We start from the raw sequence: 20,665 nt of genomic DNA, 5'->3' as shown, positions 1-20,665 counted from the left end.
CGGAAGTGCCCCCGGCAGGACTCGAACCTGCGACCGTCAGATTAGAAGGCTGCTGCTCTATCCGCTGAGCTACGGGGGCGTCTCGCCAGGCTACTACGGCGCCTCCACGGGGCGGCGTCGCCACGGCGCCGGCAGCGGGGCCGGGTCAGGCGCCCTGCACGAGACCCAGCACGCCGACGACCAGGGAGACGACGGCGAGCAGCAGCGAGATCCCGATCAGGATCGTGTGGACGCGGAGGAAGGTCGTGGCGCGGCCGGAGGCGTCGCGGGCCCGCGGGTCCTTGCGCACGCGGCGGAGGAACGGCGGCCAGACGACGGCGTTCCAGACGGCGTTGGCGATCAGCAGCACGCAGACGAGGATCATCACGGAGAACGATTCTAGGAGGCGCTCCCCCGCCGCCCCGGCCGTGTCGGTGGCCGCGGATAGACTTCGGCGCATGAGTAGCGCCCCCGACCGTCTTGTCTGGATCGACTGCGAGATGACGGGACTCGACCTCGCTGTCGACGAGCTCGTCGAGATCGCCGTGATCGTCACCGACTTCGATCTCGAACCCCTCGACGAGGGGCTGTCGATCGTCATCCGCCCCGACGCGTCGGCGCTCGAGAACATGGGCGACTTCGTCCGGAACATGCACGAGACGTCGGGCCTCCTGAAGGAGATCCCGGACGGCGTGAGCGTCGCCGAGGCCGAGTACGAGGTGCTCGAGTACGTGCTCAAGCACGTCCCCGCCGAGCAGCAGGCGCCGCTCGCCGGCAACTCCATCGGCACCGACCGGGCGTTCCTGGTCAAGTTCATGCCGCGTCTCGACGCGCACCTGCACTACCGCAACGTCGACGTCTCGACCGTGAAGGAACTGGCCCGCCGCTGGTTCCCGCGCATCTACTTCAACGCCCCGGCCAAGCACGGCGGCCACCGCGCCCTCGCCGACATCCTCGAGAGCATCCGCGAGCTCCGCTTCTACCGCCGGGCCGTCTTCGTCCCCGAGCCGGGCCCCACCTCCGCCGAGGTGCAGGCCGTCTCGGCCGCCGTCGTGGACGAGTTCGCCTCGCGGATGTAGTACTCTCGTACAGTTGCTTCGCGGGTTCGCCCCGCGGAACACCGTCCTGGTGGGTATAGCTCAGTTGGCAGAGCGCCTGGTTGTGGTCTAGGAGGTCGCGGGTTCGAGCCCCGTTACTCACCCCAGTTGTAGAAGAACCAGCTCGGAAGGCCCGGAGTCGATGGCTCCGGGCCTTCCGTCTTTCCACCGCCGGAGATCCGACCGCTCCCCTACCCGATCGACGACGAGAGGCCAGGCGATGCTCACCCTCGACGAGGCCGAGTTCGAGACGCTGGTCGTCGCCGAGCTCGACGCCCTCCCGGACGACATGGTCGACGGGCTCGAGAACGTGGTCTTCGTGGTCGAGGACCGTCCCGAGGACGGCTCGCTCGATCTGCTCGGGCTCTACGACGGCGTCGCGCTGACCGAGCGCGAGCGCTACGGCTTCGGCGAGATGCCCGACCGGATCATCCTCTACCGCGAGCCGCACCTCGCCGCCTGCGAGAGCCTCGACGAGCTGCGCGACGAGATCCACGTCACCCTCGTGCACGAGATCGCGCACTTCTACGGCATCGACGACGACCGGCTGCACGAGCTCGGCTGGGCCTGACCTCTCAGCTTGGAGCGATGGCCTCCGGGTCGCTCGAGTCCAGCACCAGGTCGGCGCCCTCGCGGGGACGCTCCCGCGCGCAGTAGCGCCGGAACTGCTCGTCCCAGGAGTCCCAGTGCGGTTCGAAGAGCGCGCCGTCGCGGGCGAGCGCGCGCTGCTTCCGCTGCGCCTCGTCCGCCTCGATCCAGACGGTGAGATCGGCGAAGCGCCGGCTCCGCTCCCCCGCGGCGCCGCAGCCCTCGAGCAGGAGGAGCGGTGCCTCGGCGGTGCGCGGGCCAGCGGTCGTGGCGGCCGCCCAGTTCCAGGCCTGCCACCAAGCGCCGAGCCCGAGCGCATGCGGCCGGACGATCCGGTCCGCCGCGATCACGACCGAGCGGTCCAGCCCCGACCAGCCGGGGTAGACGTCGTCCATCCGCACGAGCGTCGCCGCAGGAGCGCGGGCGGACCGCGACAGCTCCGCCAGCAGCGCCAGCGCGAACGTCGACTTCCCCGAGCCGCTCGGGCCGTCGAGCAGCACCGTGCGCGCGCGGCGGGCGACGAGGCCGGCGGCGAGTGACCGTGCGGTCGCCCCGGTGAGGTGCTGCGGGTCAGCCATTCAGCACGAAGCTCCAGGCGCCGGTCAGCACGGCCGCGGTGACCGCGACCGCCGCGATCGCCGCGCCGCTTAGCACCAGCAGCACGTCGAACGCGCTCAGGCGCGACTCGCGTGCCCAGGTGCGCGGCGTGTCCGAGCCGAAGCCCTTCGCCTCCATCGCCGTGGCCAGGCGGCTGCCGCGCCGGATCGCCAGCACCAGCAGCGAGAAGCTGCGGGCACCGAGACTCCTCAGCGCGGCGATCGGTCCGCGTCCGTCGGCCACGCCCCGCGCGCGGCGTGCCATCGCGAGGGTGCGCCAGTCGTCGGTGAGCAGGCCGACGAGCCGCATCCCGGCGAGGCCGCCGAGGACGAAGCGCGCCGGGAGCCGGAGGATCTGCGCGAGCCCGTCCGCGAGATCGGTCGGATCGGTCGTCGCGATCAGCACGACGCTCGGCAGGCCGATGGCGAGCACGCGCAGGGCGATCGCGGCGCCGAGGGCGACGGAGCCCTCCGTGACGGAGACGAAGAGGAACTGCCCCAGCACGGCGCCGCTGTCGCGGCCGTAGAGCACCGTCGTCACGCCGGCCAGCGGGGCCGCGATCCAGATCGGTGCGGTGCGGCGCACCAGGTCGCCGGGACGCAGACCGACGAAGGGCAGCACGAGCAGCTCGAGGACGAGAGCGGTCGCCGCCGAGACGACGTCGACGGTCAGGACGAGGACCACGGCGATGAGGAGGCTCGCGAGGAGCTTCGCGACCGGGTTCGCACCGGCGATGCGTCCGCGGGCGGGCACCGCGTCGAGCAGCGTCATCCGGTCACCACCGTCGGCTCGCCGAGGCGGACCACGGCATCGGCGAGGGCCGACACCAGGTGCTCGTCGTGGGTGACGGCGAGCACCGCGCGGCCGTCCGCGCGCAGCTCGGCCAGCAGGTCGACGACCACGTCCCAGGTCCGCCGGTCCTGCCCGAAGGTCGGCTCGTCGAGCACGACGACGGCGGGACGCCGGACCAGCGCCGACGCGACGGTGAGTCGCCGCTTCTCACCGCCGGACAGGGTGAAGGGGTTCGCCTCGGCGAGGTGCGCGAGGCCCAGGCGCTCGAGCAGCTCGTCGGCGCGGCGCCGCTCCGCCTCGTCGCGAGCGCCGAGGTGCAGCTCCTGGCGCACCCGCGCCGTGAGGAACTGGTGCTCCGGCTCCTGGAAGACCATCGCGACCCGATCGGCGAGCTGTCGCGAGCTCCAGCGGTGCGGGTGCGGCGACGCTCCGTCGCGCACCGACGGGGAGGCCGCGACCTCGCCCCCGGCCGGCGGGAGGAGACCGGCGAGCGTCAGGGCGAGCGTGGACTTGCCCGCGCCGTTCGGGCCCAGCACTGCGGTCACCCGGCCGGCGTCGATCGTCAGGTCGAGGCCCGTCGCGATGAGGGGCGGCGTGCGGCGGCCGAACACGGGGCGGGCGAGATCGAGCGCGGCGGCGGTGAGGGCGGTCGATGCGGGTGCCGGCGACTCGACGCGCCGCTCCGGGTGCTCGCCGGGGAGCCAGACACCCGCTGCCACGAGGACACTGCGGGCGCCCTCGATCACGGGACGCGGCTCGCCGTCGGCGACGACCGTGCCGTCGGCGCCGAGCACGACGATCCGGTCGACGAGGTCGATCCAGACGTCGACGCGGTGCTCGACGACGATCAGGGTGGCGCCGGTGCGCGCCGTGGTCCGCTCGACCGCGGAGCGCACCTCCTCGACCCCGCGCGGATCGAGGTTCGCGGTCGGCTCGTCGAGCAGCAGGAGGCGGGGCTGCATCGCGAGGACGCCGGCGAGGGCGAGCCGCTGCTTCTGCCCGCCCGAGAGCGCGGAGGTCGAGCGGTCGAGGGCGACGTCGAGACCGACGTCGTCGAGGGCACGCCGGACCCGCGCCGGGATCTCCGCTCGCGGCACCCCGAGGTTCTCGCAGGCGAAGCCGACGTCGTCGCCGACGCGGGCCAGCACGGCCTGGGTGTCCGGGTCCTGGAGGACGAGTCCGGCCACTCCGCGGCGCTCCGCCGGAGAGGCGCCGTCGATGCTCAGCTCGCCCTCGTCGGCGCCGTCCTCCTCGCCGCCGAGCACCCCGGCCAGCGCGTGCAGGAGGGTGCTCTTTCCCGCGCCGGACGGACCGAGGAGCAGGACGCGCTCGCCCGGCTGCACCTCGAGGTCGAGCCCGGTCACGGCCGCGGTCGACCGGCCCGCGTGGCGCCAGCTCCAGCCGCGGGCCCGGATCGACGCGCCGCTCATCGAGCGCCCGCGCCCGCCCCCTCGACCACGCGGCCCTCCCGGCCGGAGACGAAGCGGTCCAGTGCCCCTGAGGCGGCGAGGCCGCGCACCGCGAACCAGGGCAGGAGCCCGGCCAGCACGGCGCCGGAGACGAGAGACGAGATCACGTAGACCGTCCGGAAGAGGCCGTCCACGGCGGGGTAGTAGATCAGCAGGTCGTTGACAGCGAGGGCGAGGCCCGCGCCCGCTCCGGCGAGCATTGCGACGAGCGGACGGCCGCTGCGGTAGAGGAAGAGGGCGAGCACGATCTCGGCGCCGAGACCCTGGACGAGTCCGGAGAGCAGGACGAGGAAGCCCCACTGCGTGCCGATCAGGGCCGAGACGACCGCGGCGAGCAGCTCGGTGTAGAGCGCCGCACCCGGCTTGCGGATGATGAGGCCGCCGAGGACGCCGGCGAAGAGCCAGCCGCCGCCGAGGAGGCCGCCCAGGCCGGGGAGGAACTCGAAGGCGAGGCCGAGGACGTTGGTCGCGAGACCCCACGCCCAGAAGACGATGCCGGCGGCGACGGCCACGACGCTGGCCACGACGATGTCGACGACCCGCCAGCGGAGGTCCCGGGGACGGCCGGCGGAGGAGGCCTTCGTGGGACCGGAGGTGGTCTGCGCTGCTGAGTTCTGCGCTGGTGTGTTCTGCACTGACGTGCCCTTTCGTGGAAGCGAAACGGGGCACGGGTCGAAGAAGAGGAGATCGAAACGTTCCTTCGCTGGCATGACCCAGATCAGGTTCGACGGTCGAAGGCTGCTGCCTTCCTCTCAGCCCGGTGCACCGGACTCCCGTGTTCGTCAGCAATCATAGACAGCATGTCGTGGTCGGTGGTGCTCGTCCTCGCCGCGGTCCTCGTGGTGCTCCTGCAGGTGCTGCTCTGGCGGCGCCGCTTCCGGATCCGCCGCGAGCTGCTCAGCTACGGCACGCGGGTGTCCGGTCGGGTGGTCGCGCAGGATCCGTCCCGCGGAGACGCCTCGGCGGCTCGCGATCTCGGTCGCCTGCTCGTCGCCTACCGCCTCGTCGACGGCGAGGAGCGGCACCTGGTGAAGACCCCGCAGCGGCGGGGCGACGCCTGGATGGCGGGCGAGCCCGTCGCCGTCATCTACGACCCGCGGCGGCCGAACGACGCCGAGCGGCTGATCGTCGGCTTCGGCCGGACGAAGAAGACCTGGTTCGCTGCAAGGCCCCAGCGCTGAGACCGCGCTCGGGCCGCTACTTCTTGAGCGCGCGGATGATCCGCGCGAGCGCCTTGCCGGAGACCCAGACCAGCGGGACGCCGACGGCGAGCACCGAGACGATGTTCGGCTGGAAGCGCAGTCCCAGGTCGTCCTTGATGTAGGCGCCGATCGGCACCACGGCACCGCCGCCGCCGCCTCCGCCGCCCTCCTGGCCGTCCTCGGAGCCGCTGCCGCCGCCGAAGCCGAACCAGCGCAGCGAGACGGGGACGAGCGAGACGCCGTCGACCTCGATCGGGTCTCCGTAGCTCGTCGCGGCACCCGCGGAGGTCACTTTGTCGGCCAGGGAGACAGCGATGTTGGGCATGGCCCGACGCTACTCCGCGGGCCGAACGGGCGACAAGCGGCGCACCGGCGCGCACAGGACTCCCCCACCTCCTCCCCGAGGTCTGCTGCGATGATCGTCGGATGCCGTCCCGCCCGCGCCGCCGCCGACCAGGTCGCGCCGCGACCGTCGCGATCGCGAGCCTGCTGCTGGCGGCGTTCCTCGCCTTCCACCGCGTGCTGGGGGACGCGGCCGGCTGGCTGTCGGTGGTCGAGACCGCGATCCCGTGGTCCGGACTCGCGGTGCTCCTCCTCGTGGCCGCCGCGGTCGCTCTGCGCTCGCGCGGCGCCGGGGCGGCGGTGACCGTGCTCGTGATGGTCTACGGCGTGCTCGTGCTCCCGGTGGCGCTGCCCGCACCGGCGGTCCGCTCCGGATCGTTCACCGTGATCAGCCAGAACCTCGGCACCGGCGACGACGCCGGAGCGCTGGCAGCGGAGCTGGCGACGAGGGAGCCGGACGTGCTCGCCTTCCAGGAGCTCGCGGGCGAGGACCGCGAGGCGGTCGACGCGGAGCTCTCGGACGCGTACCCGCACTCCTACGTGGTCGGCACGGTCGGGCTGTGGAGCCGCACCGAGCTCTCGAACGGCGAGCCGCTCGATCTCGGGCTGGACTGGAACCGCGCCCTCGCGGTCGACGTCGACACCCCGCTCGGGGCGACGCGGCTCTTCGTGGTGCACCTCGCCTCGTTCCGCCTCGGCGATCACGCCGAGCGCGACACGATGCTGGGCGGCCTCGCCTCGGCGCTCGCGGACGACGCGTCGGACCGCACGCTCGTGGTCGGCGACTTCAACACCGCGACCGACGACCACCTGCTCGCGCCGGTCCTCGACCAGGCGGCGCTGGTCCGCACCTCCGGCATCGGCTTCCCGGCGACCTGGCCGGCTCTGCTGCCGCTGGTCTCCCTCGATCACGCTCTGGCGGACGGGGTGCCCGCCGCGACCCTCGAGGTCCTGCCGCCGAACGGCTCGGACCACCGGCCGATCAGTCTGACGATCGGTTCCGCGTAGCGAGGGTGTCGCTGATGTCGATGCCCTTGGCCGACTCGGGAGCGGAGCGCGAGAGCAGCGACGCAGGCCGGACGGCCCCGGTGCCGAAGCGCGCCGAGACGCCGTCGACCGCCAGCTCGGCATCGCGCCAGTCGTCGGAGTCGCTCCAGAGCGAGAAGGCGACGTCGTCGCCCTCGACGAGCTGCTCGCCGCGGACGCCGATCAGGCGCACGGGCCGGCGCAGCGGATTGGCCGCCTCGAGCAGCGCCGACGACGCGTCGTAGAGCACGCGGGCCACGTCGGTCGCCTCGGGCAGCGTGCGCGAGCGGGTCAGCGTGCTGAAGTCGCCGAAGCGGACCTTGACGGCGACGGTGCGGCAGCGCACTCCGGAGCGGCGCATCCGCACGGCGACCTTGTCGCAGAGGCGCAGCAGCTCGCGGCGGACCAGCTCGGGGTCGGCGACGTCGTCCGCGAAGGTGATCTCGTGGCCGGCGCTCTTCTCGATCTGCCGGGTGTCGACCGGGCGGGGATCGACGCCGTTGGACAGCGCGTGCAGGCGGCGGCCGGTGGCCTCGCCGAGCGCCGAGACGAGGGAGGCGAGCGGCGTGGTCGCCACGTCGGCGACGGTCCGCAGGCCCCGGCGCACCAGCGCCTCCTCCGTGCTGGCCCCGACGCCCCAGAGCGCGCTCACCGGCAGCGGATCGAGGAAGGCCTGCACCCCGTCGGACGGCACGACGAGCAGGCCGTCGGGCTTGGAGCGGCCGGAGGCGAGCTTGGCGACGAACTTGGTGCTGGCGATGCCGACGGAGCAGGTGAGACCGAGCTCGTCGTGCACCCTCCGGCGGATCTCGGTGCCGATGGCCCAGGGCGAGCCGGAGATGCGCCGCGCACCGGCGACGTCGAGGAACGCCTCGTCGATGCTGAGCCGCTCGACGAGCGGGGTGAAGGAGTCGAAGATCGCCATCACCCGGCGCGAGGCCTCGCGGTAGCGGTCCATGTGCGGCTCGAGGATGATCGCGTGCGGGCAGCGGCGCAGGGCGACGGCCATCGGCATGGCCGAGTTGATGCCGTACTTGCGCGCCTCGTAGGTGGCGGCGGTGACCACCGAGCGCGAGCCGATGTGCCCGACGACGACCGGCTTGCCGCGCAGCTCCGGGTGCTCGAGCAGCTCGACGGAGGCGAAGAACGCATCCATGTCGACGTGCAGGATGCTCGCGCGCGGGTCGTCGAAGGGCTCGGTGGTGACCTGCCGCCCGCTGCCGTCCTGCTTGCTCACGTTCCGCCCTGCTCGAGTGGCGCACCGCTCCCCTGACGGCGGTGCTTCCGAGGATCATGGTCGCACGCACCACCGACACCGGGCCGCCCTCGCGCGGACCCGCCCCGGTGGGAATGGCGGCGCCGCTCAGGCGGTTGACCCGAGCACCCACGATCACTCCATCGGAGAAGACATGACGCACGAGCACGAGCCCGCCTCCCCCGACTCCGACCTGAGCCTCTGGCTCGACCTGCAGGCCCGCGCGCACGCCGCGTTCGAGGTCCGCCTCGACGCTGTCGTCGACTGGACGGCGCCGACCCCCGACACCGAGTGGGACACCCGCGCGCTCGTTCTGCACGTCGTCCGCGAGCAGCAGCGCGCGCGCACGCTCCTCTCCGGCGGCGACGAGTCGCCGATCCGCCTCGAGCCCGTCGCCGCCGATCTGCGGAGCGAGTGGACCCGGGTCACGACCCTGCTGCGCGCGGTGTCCCGCGAGGTCGACCCCGCCGCGGAGCTCCGCCTCGGCCGCGACACCGTCACCGCCCTGGAGCTGCTGCAGGAGCAGGTCGCCGACATCACCGTGCACACCTGGGATCTCGCGCGGGCCACCGGCAGCGAGGAGGCGATGGAGGAGGGCCTCGTCGCCGCCGTGTGGGAGCTCTTCGCGCCGCAGGAGGAGACGCTGCGCGCGAGCGGGCTGTTCGCGGCGCCCGTGCCGATCGACGCCACCGCGCCGCTGCAGAGCCGGCTGCTGGCGGTCACCGGCCGCGACGACCGCCTCGCCGCGTGAGCCGCGGCACCTGAGCGGCGCCGCACGAGCCGCACCACCTGAGAACGACCCCAGGCTGCCGACGGCAGGATGGGGAGGTCCGCGCCCACCGCGCGGACGGCACCAGGGGCCCAGCGCCCCGACGAGGAAGGGACACCCATGACACGCGTCGCCGTCATCGGAGCACACGGCAAGGTCGGCCAGCAGATCCTCCATCTGCTCTACGACGCCGGACACGAAGCGGTCGGAGTCGTCCGCAACCCCGACCACTCGGAGGACATCGTCCGCCTCGGCGGCGAGCCGCTCGTCCACGACCTCGAGCACTCGACCGCCGAGGACTTCGCCGGGCGGCTGGAGGGCGTGGACGCCCTCGTCTTCACCGCCGGCGCCGGGCCCGACTCGGGTCCCGAGCGCAAGCGCACCGTCGACCTCGGCGCCTCCGTCCTCAGCCAGGAGGCGGCCGCGATCGCCGGCATCCGCCGCTTCGTGCAGATCAGCGCGATCGGCGTCGACGCCCCGCTCGACGACGACACCGAGGAGGGCTGGCGCGCCTACGTCGAGGCCAAGCGCGACGCCGACACGGCGCTGCGCGGCACCGACCTCGACTGGACGATCCTCCGCCCGGGCGGTCTGACCAACGACGAGGGCACCGGCCGGATCGAGCTCGGCGAGAGCGTCGAGCGGGGCAGCATCCCGCGCGAGGACGTCGCCGCCACCGTGATCGCGGTGCTCGCCGATCCCTCCTCGATCGGAAGGACCTGGGAGATCGTCTCGGGCGACGTCGCCATCGAGGACGCGGTCGCGAAGGGCGCCTGAGCGCTCACCGGCCCGTCGGGCGCCGGGAGCCCTGCACCTAGAGTGGGGCGGGTGAGCACTCACCCGCCCCGCCCCTGGATCCGCAGCTACGCCGAGGGAGTGCCGGAGGAGCTGGAGCTCCCGACCGGCTCGCTCGTCGACATCGTCACCGAGTCCGCGCGGCTCTATCCGCACCAGGTCGCGCTCGAGTTCTTCGGCCGCTCGACCAGCTACGCCCAGCTCGCGGACGACGTGGAGAAGGCCGCGGAGGGCCTGCGCCGGCTCGGCGTGCGGTCCGGCGACCCGGTCGCGCTGATCCTGCCGAACTGCCCGCAGCACGTGGTCGCCTTCTACGCGGTCCTGCGTCTCGGCGCGGTCGTCGTCGAGCACAACCCGCTCTACACGCCGCGTGAGCTGCGGCACCAGTTCGAGGACCACGGCGCGCGGGTCGCGATCGCCTGGGACCGCGTGGTGCCGCTCGTCCAGGACCTCCCCGAGGACCTCGGCGTCGAGACGATCGTCTCCGTCGACCTGACCCGGGCGATGCCCGCGCCGATGCGCGCGGCGCTCCGGCTGCCGATCCGCAAGGCCCGCGAGTCGCGCGCCGCCCTGACCGGGAAGGTCCGCGGCGCGATCGAGTGGGACTCGCTGCTGCGCCGCCGGCTCGACCCGGCGCACCCGCGGCCGACGGCGGAGGACCTCGCGGTCATCCAGTACACCAGCGGGACGACCGGCGCCCCGAAGGGCGCGGAGCTGACGCACCTCAACCTCACGGCCAACGCCGCGCAGTCCCGCGCCTGGGTGCCGACGGTCCGTCGCGGCGACTGCGTCGTCTACGCGGTCCTGCCGATGTTCCACGCCTACGGGCTGACCCTCTGCCTCACCTTCGCGATGAGCATGGGCGCGCGGCTCGTGCTGTTCCCCAAGTTCGATCCGGACCTGGTCCTCAAGGTCGTCCGGAAGCACCCGGCGACGTTCCTGCCCGCGGTCCCGCCGATCGCCGAGCGGCTCGCCCTCCGTGCGAAGGAGAAGGGCGTCTCGCTGCAGGGCATCGAGATCGCGATCTCGGGCGCCATGCCGCTCGACCCGGACCTGGTCGAGTCGTTCGAGGCGCTGACCGGCGGCACGCTCGTCGAGGGCTACGGGCTCTCGGAGACCTCGCCCGTGCTGATGGCGAACCCGGTCAGCACCGCGCGCCGGGCCGGGACCGTCGGGCTGCCGCTGCCGGGGACGGACGTGCGGATCGTCGATCCGGAGGACCCGGAGACCGAGGTCGACGCGGGCGGCCAGGGCGAGCTCGTCGTCCGCGGCCCGCAGGTGTTCCGCGGCTACCACCGCAAGCCCGACGAGACCGCGGCCGTGTTCACCGCCGAGGGCTGGTTCCGCACCGGCGACATCGCGACGATCGACGAGGACGGCTTCGTCACCATCGTCGACCGGATCAAGGAGCTGATCATCACCGGCGGGTTCAACGTCTCGCCGTCGGAGGTCGAGGAGGTGCTCCGCCGGCTGCCCGCCGTCCGCGACGTGGCCGTCGTCGGCCTGCCGGACGCCCGCAGCGGCGAGCAGGTCGCTGCCGCGGTCGTCCTCGAGCCGGGTGCTCACCTCGATCAGGAGGAGGCGCGCCGCACCGTGCGCGAGGCGCTCACGCCCTACAAGGTGCCCAAGCGGATCGTCGTCGTCGACGAGCTGCCGCGGAGCATGATCGGGAAGGTGCTGCGCCGCGAGGTGAAAGCGCTGCTGCTCGACGAGTCCTGAGGCCGGGCGGTCCTTCGCCGGCCTCAGGACTCGCGGGGGTCAGAAGTCGAAGCCTCCGCCGAAGTCGCCGCCCCCGAAGTCGCCGCCGCCACCGATGTCGCCTCCGCCGCCGAAGTCGCCTCCGCCGTAGTCGCCTCCGCCGTAGTCGCCCCCCGCGTCGCCGGCACCGGTGTCGCCGCCGTCCGCTCCCGCGTCTCCGCCGTCTGCACCGTCGGCACCCTCGGCCTGGACCGACTCGCCGACCCCGTCGGGGATGAACGCGTCGGCGATGGCGGAGCCGATCACGAAGCCGACGATGGTGCCGAGCATCGACGAGGCGAGCACGCCGCCGAAGCCCATGCCGCCGGCGCCGCCGCCGGAGAAGCGCCGCTCCATGAAGCCGGGCTGGCGCAGCTCGCTGCGGGTCGCCGACTGGGCGAGCGACTGCGCGTCGTCGGCGCGCGGGGCGTCGCCCGCGGGCGCACCCTCGCTCAGCTCGCGGAAGACCTGCTGCCGCTGCTCGGGAGTGAGCTGCTCGAACGCCTCGCGGTGCACCTGCTCGATCGCCTCGGGCGGCGCGGTGCGCAGGAGGTAGCGGTAGCGCTCGATCGCGATCTCGTCCTTGCTGCGCGCGGACTGCGCGGGCGGGGTGCCGTAGGACGGGGCGTCGGCGCGGCGCTCCGCGGCCGCAGGGGCCGGGTAGCCGGCGGCGGGGCGGCGCTCCTCGGGTCGCTCTTCGCGGCCCAGCAGTCGGTCCAGGAATCCCATGATCTCCTCCTCGGCGCGGCAGGATGCGCACGCACAGCGCAACGCTAGGCCTCCCTCCGCAGGGATCGCTGAGGGTTCACTCAGAGCGAGCCCAGCGTCGGTCATCAGCCGTCGACGAAGACAGGAGAGGTGGCGCGAAGCGCCACTCCGTCTCCCTGCTGATCGAGTAGGCCGCGGAGCGGGCGCATCGAGATCCACCAGCGTCAGAAGACGAGTCTGCAGACCCGCCCTGCTGACGACGGCGGGTCTCGATACGCCCCTCCGGGGCTACTCGACCAGCATGAGGGCGCCGCTCGCGGCACGCGAGTCCTCTTCGTCGCGGTCAGGCGGACCCGTGAGGGCGCGGCTCGCGGCACGCGAGACCCCCGTGGGAGAGCGGCCCGCGGCACGCGAGTCCTCCTCGGGACCCGACTCGCGGAACGCGGGTCCTCCGCGGGGGTCAGGCGGACTCGCGGAGGACGAGCTGGTGTCGGACGGTGCGGTGCACCGACGGGCCGCCCTTCGGGAGGTCGCCGGCGATCATGGCGACGGCGAGGTCGAGGGCGTGCCGGGCGAGCTCGTCGAGGTCGACGGCGAGGGTCGTCAGCGTCGGGGCGAGCAGGCGTCCGATCGAGAGGCCGTCGATGCCGACCACCCGGACGTCGCCGGGCACGTCCACGCCCGCCCGGCGGCAGGCGGAGAGCACGCCGAGCGCGCAGAGGTCGTTGAACGCGACGATCGCGTCGGCGACCCGCGGTCGGGCGACGATCCGCTCGGTCGCCTCCGCCGCGGCCTGGGCGGTCGGGCCGTCGGCGCGGACGACCGACGGCTCGAGGCCGTGCGCGGCGAAGGCGCCCAGCAGCAGCTGGGCCCGCCTGCTCGGCCGCGCGTTCCCCGAGACGTCGACGATCACCGGATTCCGCACGCCCGCTCCGGCGAGGTGCTCGGCCAGCGCCTCGACCGCGTCGGAGTGGTCGAGCACGACCGCGGCCCGCAGCGGATCACCGGTGGGATCGAGCTCCACCACGGGCACGGAGCCGAGCCGCTCGATCCACTCCGCGGCCCGATCGCCGAAGGTGCCGATCACCGCGTCCGTCTGCGCGCCGAGCGCCTGGATCATCCGATCGGAGTCGGCGGCGAGGCCGACGTCCGCGAGCGACACGTTCCAGCCCCGCGCCGCGGCGACCCGGACGACGGCGGAGGCGAGCTCCGGCGACCACGGGTTCCGCAGGTCGTCGACGACGAGTCCGAGCTGGTGCTCGCCACCCGTCACCAGGCCGCGGCCGAAGCGCGACGGCCGGTAGGACAGCTGCTCCGCCGCGTCGAGGACACGCTGCTTCGTCTCCTCGCTGATGCCCGGCATGCCGTTCATCGCCCGGGTGACGGTCTGGCGGGAGACCCCGGCGGCCGCCGCGACGTCGTGGATCGTCGCGCGGCCGCCGGCCTCGGCACCGCTCAGGCGCGGAGGTCGAGCCACGCCGTCTGCTCCGGAGTCAGCTCGATCGACAGGCCGCGCATCGACGAGCGCAGCTCGGTGATAGTGCGCGGTCCGAAGAGCGGGAAGGTCGGGAACGGCTGCGCGAGCACGTAGGCCAGGGCGATGGCCGTCGCTCCGACGCCGTGCCCGGCCGCCAGCTGCTCGGCCCGCCGGAGCCGCTCGAAGTTGTCGGGCCCGTAGTAGCAGCGCACCAGCTCGGCGTCGCTGGTGTCGTCCGGGCGGGCTCGGCCGGTGAAGAAGCCGCGGGCCTGCGAGGACCACGGCAGCAGCGGGATCTGCCGCTCGACCAGCCACTCCTTCGAGGCCCGGTCGGTGACGTGCACGCAGCCCTCCCACGGCACGTCGTACGCCTCGGCCAGGCCGAAGTGGTTGCTCAGCGCCTGGAAGCCGGCCCGGCCGTTGGCCCGGGCGTACTCCTGCGCCTCGTCGAAGCGCGCGGGCGTCCAGTTCGAGACGCCGTAGGCGCGGATCCGCCCGGCGCGCTGGTGCTCGTCCATCACGTCGACGAACTCGCCCACCGGCACCTCGAGGTTGTCGCGGTGCATCAGGTAGATGTCGGCGTAGTCGGTGCCCTGGCGCTCGAGGCTCTCGAGCAGCTGGCGGGTGAGCGACTCCGGGTCGCAGTACGGGGTGTGCGCGCCCTTGGTGATCACGACGACGTCCTCGCGGATGCCGCGGTTCCGGATCCACTGCCCGAGACGGCCCTCGAGCACGCCGCCGCCGTAGATGTAGCCGGTGTCGAAGGCGGTGCCGCCCTGCTCGACGAAGGCGTCGAAGATCGCCGAGGCGTGCGCGAGGTCGGGCTGGTTGTCGACGCCCATCACGAGCCGCGACATCCGCTTGCCGACGCCGGGGATCTCGCCGGAGAGCATCGGCGCGTCCACAGCGACGCGCAGCGGCCGGCCGGAGACGGTGGGGATGTCCGCGGTCTCGGCCTCGAACGGGAAGCGCAGGCCGACCGCTGCGCGCCAGCGGTCGAGCGTGCGCGCGGTCGCGAGCGTCTCGTCCAGGGTCATCTGCGCGGCCTCGACCTGCCCGGCGGCGAGGGCGTCGGTCGTCGCGTCCGCCTCGAGCGCGTAGGGGCTCTCCCCCTCGAAGGCGACGATGCGGGGCTCCTCGCCGACGACGCTGATCTCGATGCCCGTCTCGGCCGCGCCGAACCACGGGTCGGCCACGTGCAGACGGCCGCGGGTGCCGTGGACGGTCAGGGCGTTCACGTCGTCCAGCGCCACTCCGGTGCGGAGGGTCGCGGTGATGCCGCCGCGGTAGGTCGCGCGGGCGACGCTCCACTCGTCGACGCCGGTCGGGCCGAGCGTGCCCTGCGCGTCGAACTCGACGGGCTCGGCGACGGCGACGCCGGTCGCGGCCTGGACCACGGCCGCCGCGGCGGTGACGGTGTAGCCGCCGACGTCGAGGATGCCGCCGCCGGCCGTTGCGACGTCGTAGAGGCGGCCCTCGCGGGCGCCGGTGCGGAAGGAGAAGGAGGCGTCGATGTGCACGACGTCGCCGATCGCGCCGTCGCGGACGAGGTCGAGCAGCGCGGCGGTCTGCGGGTGGAAGCGGTACATGTACGCCTCGACCAGCGGCAGCCCGGCGCTGCGGGCGGCGTCGACGAGGGCCATCGCGGTGCCGTGGTTGACGGCGAGCGGCTTCTCGCAGAGCACGGCCTTGCCGGCCTCGAGCGCCTGGAGGACGAGCGCCGCGTGGCCGGTGTGCACCGTGGAGATGTAGACGGCACTGACCTGCGGATCGGCGAGGACCGCGGCGTAGTCGCCCGCGGTCGCGTCCGGGAAGCCGTGCTCGACCGCTTCGGCGGCGAAGGCGGCGGCGCGCCCCTGATCGGAGCTGCCCGCCGCGACGAGTCGGGCGCCGCGGCTGCTCGCCGGGAGCTGGGAGAGGAACCGGCGCGCGATGCTGCCGGGGCCGAGCACCGCCCAGCCCGGTGCGGTGGTGGTGGTCGGGGTGGAGTCGGTCATGCGTGGCCCTTTCGCGGCGTCGTCGACGTGAACGTTCACGCACCACGCTAGAGGGGCACGAGGGGTCGGGTCAAGCGTGGCGCGGTACGTCGCCGTGAACGTTCACCACGCGAAGAGAGACGCTCCCCCGCCGCCGCTCCCGAGGGAGGCCGACTGACGGAGGAGCGCCGGGATCACTTCTGCTTCGGGACGACCACCCACATCACGAGGTACGCGATGATCTGCGGCCCGGGGAGCAGGCAGGAGAGCACGAAGAGCAGCCGGACCAGGAAGGGGCTCCAGCCGAAGCGGTTTGCGAGGCCGGCGCAGACGCCGGCGATGATCTTGCCCCGACGGGGGCGCACGAGAGTAGCCATGACTCCACTCTGGCGCAGGGCCGCTGAGTGGAGCATCAGGGGAACCCCCCGAACCGGCCTAGGGTGCGCCGTCCGGCCGCTCGGAGGCGATCCGCCGCGAGAAGCCCGCGGCGACGGTCGCATCCTCCTCCGGCCAGACCAGACGGAAGCGCTCGAAGACGACGGTGCCGATTCCGCCCGGCGACTCGCGCTCGAAGTAGCGGCGGTGCCCGGCGAGCCAGGACTCCCGCGAGCGGTCGTTCTCGCCCTCGTCCCAGGCGAAGGCGTCGTCCACGCTGTCGAGCGGACCGAGACGGATCTCGACGGTCCGTAGCACGACGCGGGCGACACCGGCGCCGTCGCAGACGATCCAGTGGTCGCCGACGCGGGGCACGGGCTCGTCGCCGACGAGCGAGGCCGTCGCGGTCTTGACGCCGCGCCGCACCAGGGCGAGCAGCTCGTCGGCGAGCTCGACCGAGTCGCCGAACGACTCGACGAGGGGCAGTTCCTCGGGCGCGGTCGGCTCGTGCGCCCGGTAGGCGGCCCAGAGCGCTTCCGCCGCCGCGAGGTCCGGCTCGGGCAGCGGGGTGCGCGCCGGAGTGTCGGGGAGCAGTGGGAGCAGGTTGGCCCCGGCGAGGGCGGCCGGCTCCTCGGGGTGGTTGTCGGGGGTCTCGACGCGCTCGAACGGCCAGCGCAGCAGCAGCCAGCGTCGCGCGTAGGCATCGAGCTCCTCCTCGAGGCGGGACCCGACGAGGCTCGGCACCACCCACCAGGACGCTTCGGCGTGGTCGTCGCCGACGGGCCGGACGCTCAGGGCACCGAGGACCTCGGTCCAGTCCGCGCCGACCAGGAGGTAGGCGAAGAGGCGCCGATCGCGCGCGGCGGTCTCGAGCAGCCGGAGCGCGCGCAGGTCGTCACCCGGGGAAGCGGAGGGCAGGCCGCTCGGGTCGCCCTCGGGCAGCAGCGCTGCGAGCCAGCCGCGGCGCTGCCCGATCACCGGGTGCAGCAGATCCGCGTCGCTCGTCGCGAGCGGGCGGAGGAACGCCCCGCCCGGCAGATCGAGCCGAGCGGGGACGGACGCGTCGCCGGGCAGGGTGCTCACGCCGCCGTCCGTTCCCCGCGCATCGACTCAGCCGGCCGCGCGCTCGAGGACGAGCTCGCGGACGCGGGCCGCGTCGGCCTGGCCCTTCATCGCCTTCATCACCGCGCCGATGACCGCGCCGGCGGCCTGGACCTTGCCGTCCCGGATCTTCGCGAGCACGTCGGGCTGCGAGGCCAGGGCGGCGTCGATCGCCTCGATGAGGGCGCCGTCGTCCGAGACGACCGCGAGCCCGCGGGCGTCGACGACCTCCTGCGGGGTGCCCTCGCCGGCGATGACGCCCTGGAGCACCTCGCGGGCGAGGCGGTCGGTGAGGGTGCCCGCGTCGATCAGCCTGCCGAGCTCGGCGACCTGCTCGGGAGCGACCAGCGCGGCCGGGTCCTGCCCCGCCGCGTTGGCGAGCCGGGCGATCTCGCCGGTCCACCACTTGCGGGCGGCCTGCGGCGAGGCACCGGCGGCGACGGTCTCGCTGATCTCGACCAGGAGACCGCTGTTCGCGACGTCCTGGAACTCGAGGTCGGTGAAGCCCCAATCGGCCTTCAGCCGGCGGCGACGGGCGGCGGGCTTCTCGGGCAGCGCGGCGCGCAGCTCCTCGATCAGCTCGGGGCTCGGCACCACGGGCAGCAGGTCGGGCTCCGGGAAGTAGCGGTAGTCGTCGGCGTCGCTCTTCGGGCGCCCGGCCGAGGTGCGGCCGGTGTCCTCGTGCCAGTGCCGTGTCTCCTGCGTGATCGTGCCGCCGGCGGCGAGGATCGCGCCCTGGCGCTGGATCTCGTAGCGCACGGCGCGCTCGACCGAGCGGAGCGAGTTGACGTTCTTCGTCTCGGTGCGGGTGCCGAGCTTCTCCTGGCCGATCGGCTTGAGCGAGACGTTCGCGTCGCAGCGGAGGTTGCCGCGCTCCATCTTCGCGTCGGAGATGCCGAGCGCGAGGACGATGTCGCGGATGGTGGCGACGTAGGCCTTCGCGTACTCCGGAGCGCTCTTGCCCGCGCCGTGGATCGGCTTGGTGACGATCTCGACCAGCGGGACGCCGGCGCGGTTGTAATCGACCAGCGAGTACTCCGCGCCCTGGATGCGGCCGGTGGAGCCGCCGACGTGGGTCAGCTTGCCCGCGTCCTCCTCCATGTGCGCACGCTCGATCGGGATGTGCACGACGCTGCCGTCGGCGAGCTCGACCTCCACCGAGCCCTCGAACGCGATCGGCTCGTCGAACTGCGAGATCTGGTAGTTCTTCGCCATGTCCGGGTAGAAGTAGTTCTTCCGAGCGAAGCGGCTGGACGGCGCGATCGAGCAGCCGAGCGCGAGGCCGAGGCTGATCGAGTAGCGGACGGCCTGCTCGTTGACGACCGGCAGCGAGCCGGGCAGGCCCAGGCACACGGGCGTCGTGTTCGTGTTCGGCTCGGAGCCGGCGATGTTCGGGGCGTCCGAGAACATCTTCGTCTTCGTGTTGAGCTCGATATGCACCTCGAAGCCGAGGACCGGCTCGAAGCGCTCGAAGACCTCGTCGTAGTCCATCAGCTCGGGGGCGGACGCGTGCGCGGAGGCCATCAGACGGCACCTTCCTGGGGGGCGGAGAGCTGGGCGGCGGCGAGATCGGGCGCCTGCGAGAGCAGCGGGTGGCCCCACTGCTCCTCCAGGAGCGCCTCGAGCGCGCCGCCGACGGTGTAGAGCCGGACGTCCTGGCGGGCGGGGGCCAGGAACTGGACGCCGACCGGCAGGCCGTCCTCGTCGGCGAGACCGGCGGGGACCGAGATGCCGGGGATGCCGGCCAGGTTCGCCGGGATCGTGGCGATGTCGCCGCGGTACATCGCCAGCGGGTCGTCGAGCTTCTCGCCGAGCCGGTAGGCGGTGGTCGGCGCGGTCGGCGAGGCGATCACGTCGACCGAGGCGAAGGCGGCGTCGAAGTCGCGCTGGACCAGGGTCCGCACCTTCTGCGCGCTGCCGTAGTAGGCGTCGTAGTAGCCGGCCGAGAGCGCGTAGGTGCCGAGGATGATGCGGCGCTTCACCTCGGGGCCGAAGCCCTGCTCGCGGGTCGCGGCCATGACCTGCTCGACCGTGCCGCCGCCCTTCGGGGTGACCCGGAGGCCGAAGCGGACGGAGTCGAACTTCGCGAGGTTGCTCGACGCCTCCGCGGGGAGGATCAGGTAGTACGCGGCGACGGCGTGCTCGATGCTCGGCGCGCTGACCTCGACGATCTCGGCGCCGGCCTTCTCCAGCACCGCGAGGGCCTCGTGGAAGCGGGCGAGGACACCGGGCTGGAAGCCCTCTCCCCCGTCGAGCTCCTTGAGCACGCCGATCCGCAGGCCCTTCACGTCGGCGCGGCGGACCGCATCGGCGAAGGAGGGCCACTCGTCGCGGAGCGAGGTCGAGTCGCGCGGGTCGTGCCCGGCGATGACGTCGTGCAGCAGCGCCGAGTCCAGGACCGTGCGCGAGACCGGGCCGATCTGGTCGAGGCTCGAGGCCAGCGCGACGGCGCCGTAGCGGGAGACCCCGCCGTAGGTCGGCTTGACGCCGACGGTGCCGGTGACGTGCGCGGGCTGGCGGATCGAGCCGCCGGTGTCGGAGCCGAGGGCCAGCGGCGCCTCGTAGCTCGCGACGGCCGCGGCCGAGCCGCCGCCGGAGCCGCCGGGGATGCGGTCGAGGTCCCAGGGGTTGTGGGTGGGGCCGTAGGCGGAGCGCTCGGTTGTCGAGCCCATCGCGAACTCGTCCATGTTGGTCTTGCCGATCGGCACGAGGCCGGCCGCGCGGACCTTCTGCATCACGGTCGCGTCGTAGGGCGGGCGCCAGCCCTCGAGGATGCGCGAGCCCGCGGTGGTCGGCATGTCGTTCGTGACGATGACGTCCTTGACCGCGAGCGGGACGCCGGCGAGCGGGTGCAGCGACTCGCCCTCCGCGCGGCGGCGGTCGATCGCGTCGGCCGTCGCGGTCGCGGCGTCGCCCGCGACGTGCAGGAAGGCGTGCACGGCGCCGTCGACCGCGGCGATGCGGTCGAGGTGCGCCTGCGTCGCCTCGCGCGAGGAGACGGAGCCGTCGGCGAGGCGCGAGGCGAGGGCGGAGGCGCTGAGGCGGACGAGCTCGTCGCCGTGGGCGCTCACTGCTCCTCCCCCAGGATCGCGGAGACCTGGAAGCGGCTGCCGTCGTGCTCGGGAGCCCCGGAGAGCGCCTGCTCGAGGGTCAGCGTCTCGCCCACGACGTCGGGGCGGAACACGTTCTCGAGCGGGATGGGGTGGCTGGTGGCCGGGACGTCGGGCGTGGCGACGGCCTGGATCGCCGTCACCGAGTCGACGATCTGACCGAGCTCCCGGGTGAGGTTCTCGATCTCCTCGGTGGTGAGGTCGATCCTGGCCAGCGAGGCCAGATGGGCGACCGTGTCGGCCGTGATCTCGGACATGCGTCTCCGTCGG

22 protein-coding genes, 2 tRNA genes and 1 riboswitch are annotated in these 20,665 nt (G+C 73.4%); of the genes, 8 read left to right on the top strand and 16 right to left on the bottom strand.

Translation table 11 applies throughout. From position 1 onward, the window contains the following. Nucleotides 1-6: 6 nt before the first annotated feature. A tRNA-Arg gene (locus tag EDF45_RS15315) sits at nt 7-79 on the bottom strand. Between the two features lie 66 nt (nt 80-145). Further along, the gene (locus EDF45_RS15310; protein WP_123445775.1) at nt 146-364 is read right to left on the bottom strand and encodes an SCO4848 family membrane protein; all 219 of its coding nucleotides are present in this window, start codon (nt 362-364) and stop codon (nt 146-148) included. 73 nt (nt 365-437) lie between these two features. Between EDF45_RS15310 and orn the strand changes: the two genes are divergently transcribed. The 3 genes from orn to EDF45_RS15295 all read left to right on the top strand — a co-directional run bounded on the left by orn (nt 438) and on the right by EDF45_RS15295 (nt 1,647). Further along, the gene (gene orn / locus EDF45_RS15305; protein WP_123445774.1) at nt 438-1,058 is read left to right on the top strand and encodes an oligoribonuclease; all 621 of its coding nucleotides are present in this window, start codon (nt 438-440) and stop codon (nt 1,056-1,058) included. 49 nt (nt 1,059-1,107) lie between these two features. After that, nucleotides 1,108-1,183, top strand: a tRNA-His gene (locus tag EDF45_RS15300). A 113-nt stretch (nt 1,184-1,296) separates the two neighbouring features. Further along, nucleotides 1,297-1,647, top strand: coding sequence for a metallopeptidase family protein (locus tag EDF45_RS15295; RefSeq protein ID WP_123736893.1), 351 nt, complete (start codon nt 1,297-1,299; stop codon nt 1,645-1,647). Between the two features lie 4 nt (nt 1,648-1,651). Here EDF45_RS15295 and EDF45_RS15290 read toward each other — a convergent pair whose 3' ends face one another. Genes EDF45_RS15290 through EDF45_RS15275 form a run of 4 tightly spaced genes read right to left on the bottom strand, consistent with a single transcriptional unit; the run spans nt 1,652 to nt 5,157 of the window. Beyond that, on the bottom strand, nt 1,652-2,242 hold the full coding sequence (locus EDF45_RS15290; protein ID WP_123736892.1) for an ATP-binding protein: 591 nt from the start codon (nt 2,240-2,242) through the stop codon (nt 1,652-1,654). Beyond that, nucleotides 2,235-3,032 carry an energy-coupling factor transporter transmembrane protein EcfT gene (locus tag EDF45_RS15285; protein ID WP_123736891.1) on the bottom strand — a complete coding sequence of 266 codons (798 nt, stop codon included), beginning with the start codon at nt 3,030-3,032 and terminating at the stop codon, nt 2,235-2,237. Before EDF45_RS15285 ends, EDF45_RS15290 begins: the two co-directional genes overlap by 8 nt. Next, nucleotides 3,029-4,483: an ABC transporter ATP-binding protein gene (locus EDF45_RS15280; RefSeq protein ID WP_185020209.1), complete on the bottom strand. Its 1,455-nt coding sequence runs from the start codon at nt 4,481-4,483 to the stop codon at nt 3,029-3,031. Before EDF45_RS15280 ends, EDF45_RS15285 begins: the two co-directional genes overlap by 4 nt. Continuing rightward, complete coding sequence (locus EDF45_RS15275; RefSeq protein ID WP_123736890.1) at nt 4,480-5,157, bottom strand: ECF transporter S component; 678 nt, start codon at nt 5,155-5,157, stop codon at nt 4,480-4,482. Before EDF45_RS15275 ends, EDF45_RS15280 begins: the two co-directional genes overlap by 4 nt. A gap of 43 nt (nt 5,158-5,200) precedes the next feature. Next, nucleotides 5,201-5,308, bottom strand: a riboswitch (TPP riboswitch). 14 nt (nt 5,309-5,322) lie between these two features. Between EDF45_RS15275 and EDF45_RS15270 the strand changes: the two genes are divergently transcribed. Beyond that, complete coding sequence (locus EDF45_RS15270; protein WP_123736889.1) at nt 5,323-5,703, top strand: DUF3592 domain-containing protein; 381 nt, start codon at nt 5,323-5,325, stop codon at nt 5,701-5,703. Nucleotides 5,704-5,719: 16 nt separating this feature from the next. Here EDF45_RS15270 and EDF45_RS15265 read toward each other — a convergent pair whose 3' ends face one another. Beyond that, complete coding sequence (locus tag EDF45_RS15265) at nt 5,720-6,049, bottom strand: hypothetical protein (protein WP_123445768.1); 330 nt, start codon at nt 6,047-6,049, stop codon at nt 5,720-5,722. Nucleotides 6,050-6,150: 101 nt separating this feature from the next. On the opposite strand from EDF45_RS15265, the gene EDF45_RS15260 reads away from it, so the two are divergent. Then, nucleotides 6,151-7,074 (top strand): endonuclease/exonuclease/phosphatase family protein, encoded by a 924-nt coding sequence (locus EDF45_RS15260; RefSeq protein WP_123736888.1) that lies wholly within the window; start codon nt 6,151-6,153, stop codon nt 7,072-7,074. Here the strand turns inward: EDF45_RS15260 and dinB are convergent. Continuing rightward, nucleotides 7,049-8,329, bottom strand: coding sequence for a DNA polymerase IV (dinB, locus tag EDF45_RS15255; protein ID WP_123736887.1), 1,281 nt, complete (start codon nt 8,327-8,329; stop codon nt 7,049-7,051). The two genes, EDF45_RS15260 and dinB, sit on opposite strands and share 26 nt — an antisense overlap. Before the next feature lie 172 nt (nt 8,330-8,501). Between dinB and EDF45_RS15250 the strand changes: the two genes are divergently transcribed. The 3 genes from EDF45_RS15250 to EDF45_RS15240 all read left to right on the top strand — a co-directional run bounded on the left by EDF45_RS15250 (nt 8,502) and on the right by EDF45_RS15240 (nt 11,630). Beyond that, complete coding sequence (locus EDF45_RS15250) at nt 8,502-9,098, top strand: TIGR03086 family metal-binding protein (protein WP_123736886.1); 597 nt, start codon at nt 8,502-8,504, stop codon at nt 9,096-9,098. Nucleotides 9,099-9,236: 138 nt separating this feature from the next. Then, nucleotides 9,237-9,893, top strand: a complete 657-nt coding sequence (locus EDF45_RS15245; RefSeq protein ID WP_123736885.1) for an SDR family oxidoreductase — start codon at nt 9,237-9,239, stop codon at nt 9,891-9,893. Nucleotides 9,894-9,944: 51 nt separating this feature from the next. Next, entirely contained in the window at nt 9,945-11,630 is a 1,686-nt protein-coding gene (locus tag EDF45_RS15240; protein ID WP_123736884.1) for a long-chain-fatty-acid--CoA ligase, read from the top strand. A 39-nt stretch (nt 11,631-11,669) separates the two neighbouring features. Here EDF45_RS15240 and EDF45_RS15235 read toward each other — a convergent pair whose 3' ends face one another. The 8 genes from EDF45_RS15235 to gatC all read right to left on the bottom strand — a co-directional run bounded on the left by EDF45_RS15235 (nt 11,670) and on the right by gatC (nt 20,652). Continuing rightward, complete coding sequence (locus EDF45_RS15235; protein ID WP_123736883.1) at nt 11,670-12,377, bottom strand: hypothetical protein; 708 nt, start codon at nt 12,375-12,377, stop codon at nt 11,670-11,672. Between the two features lie 439 nt (nt 12,378-12,816). Continuing rightward, a complete protein-coding gene (locus tag EDF45_RS15230; protein WP_123736882.1) occupies nt 12,817-13,833 on the bottom strand; it encodes a LacI family DNA-binding transcriptional regulator in 1,017 nt (338 codons plus the stop codon). Further along, nucleotides 13,812-15,830, bottom strand: a complete 2,019-nt coding sequence (locus tag EDF45_RS15225) for an aldo/keto reductase (RefSeq protein WP_123736881.1) — start codon at nt 15,828-15,830, stop codon at nt 13,812-13,814. Before EDF45_RS15225 ends, EDF45_RS15230 begins: the two co-directional genes overlap by 22 nt. 173 nt (nt 15,831-16,003) lie before the next feature. Further along, nucleotides 16,004-16,186, bottom strand: a complete 183-nt coding sequence (locus EDF45_RS15220) for a PspC domain-containing protein (protein ID WP_123445760.1) — start codon at nt 16,184-16,186, stop codon at nt 16,004-16,006. Nucleotides 16,187-16,244: 58 nt separating this feature from the next. Then, nucleotides 16,245-17,267: an ASCH domain-containing protein gene (locus EDF45_RS21815; RefSeq protein WP_260312231.1), complete on the bottom strand. Its 1,023-nt coding sequence runs from the start codon at nt 17,265-17,267 to the stop codon at nt 16,245-16,247. A 27-nt stretch (nt 17,268-17,294) separates the two neighbouring features. After that, nucleotides 17,295-18,809 carry an Asp-tRNA(Asn)/Glu-tRNA(Gln) amidotransferase subunit GatB gene (gene gatB / locus EDF45_RS15210; RefSeq protein ID WP_123736880.1) on the bottom strand — a complete coding sequence of 505 codons (1,515 nt, stop codon included), beginning with the start codon at nt 18,807-18,809 and terminating at the stop codon, nt 17,295-17,297. Further along, complete coding sequence (gene gatA / locus EDF45_RS15205) at nt 18,809-20,356, bottom strand: Asp-tRNA(Asn)/Glu-tRNA(Gln) amidotransferase subunit GatA (RefSeq protein WP_123736879.1); 1,548 nt, start codon at nt 20,354-20,356, stop codon at nt 18,809-18,811. Before gatA ends, gatB begins: the two co-directional genes overlap by 1 nt. Beyond that, on the bottom strand, nt 20,353-20,652 hold the full coding sequence (gene gatC, locus EDF45_RS15200) for an Asp-tRNA(Asn)/Glu-tRNA(Gln) amidotransferase subunit GatC (RefSeq protein WP_123445757.1): 300 nt from the start codon (nt 20,650-20,652) through the stop codon (nt 20,353-20,355). Before gatC ends, gatA begins: the two co-directional genes overlap by 4 nt. Between the last annotated feature and the right edge of the window lie 13 nt (nt 20,653-20,665).

Source organism: Rathayibacter sp. PhB186, assembly GCF_003751825.1.
In the GTDB taxonomy this organism is placed as follows: domain Bacteria; phylum Actinomycetota; class Actinomycetes; order Actinomycetales; family Microbacteriaceae; genus Rathayibacter; species Rathayibacter festucae.
This window is presented reverse-complemented; position numbering and strand designations above follow the sequence as displayed.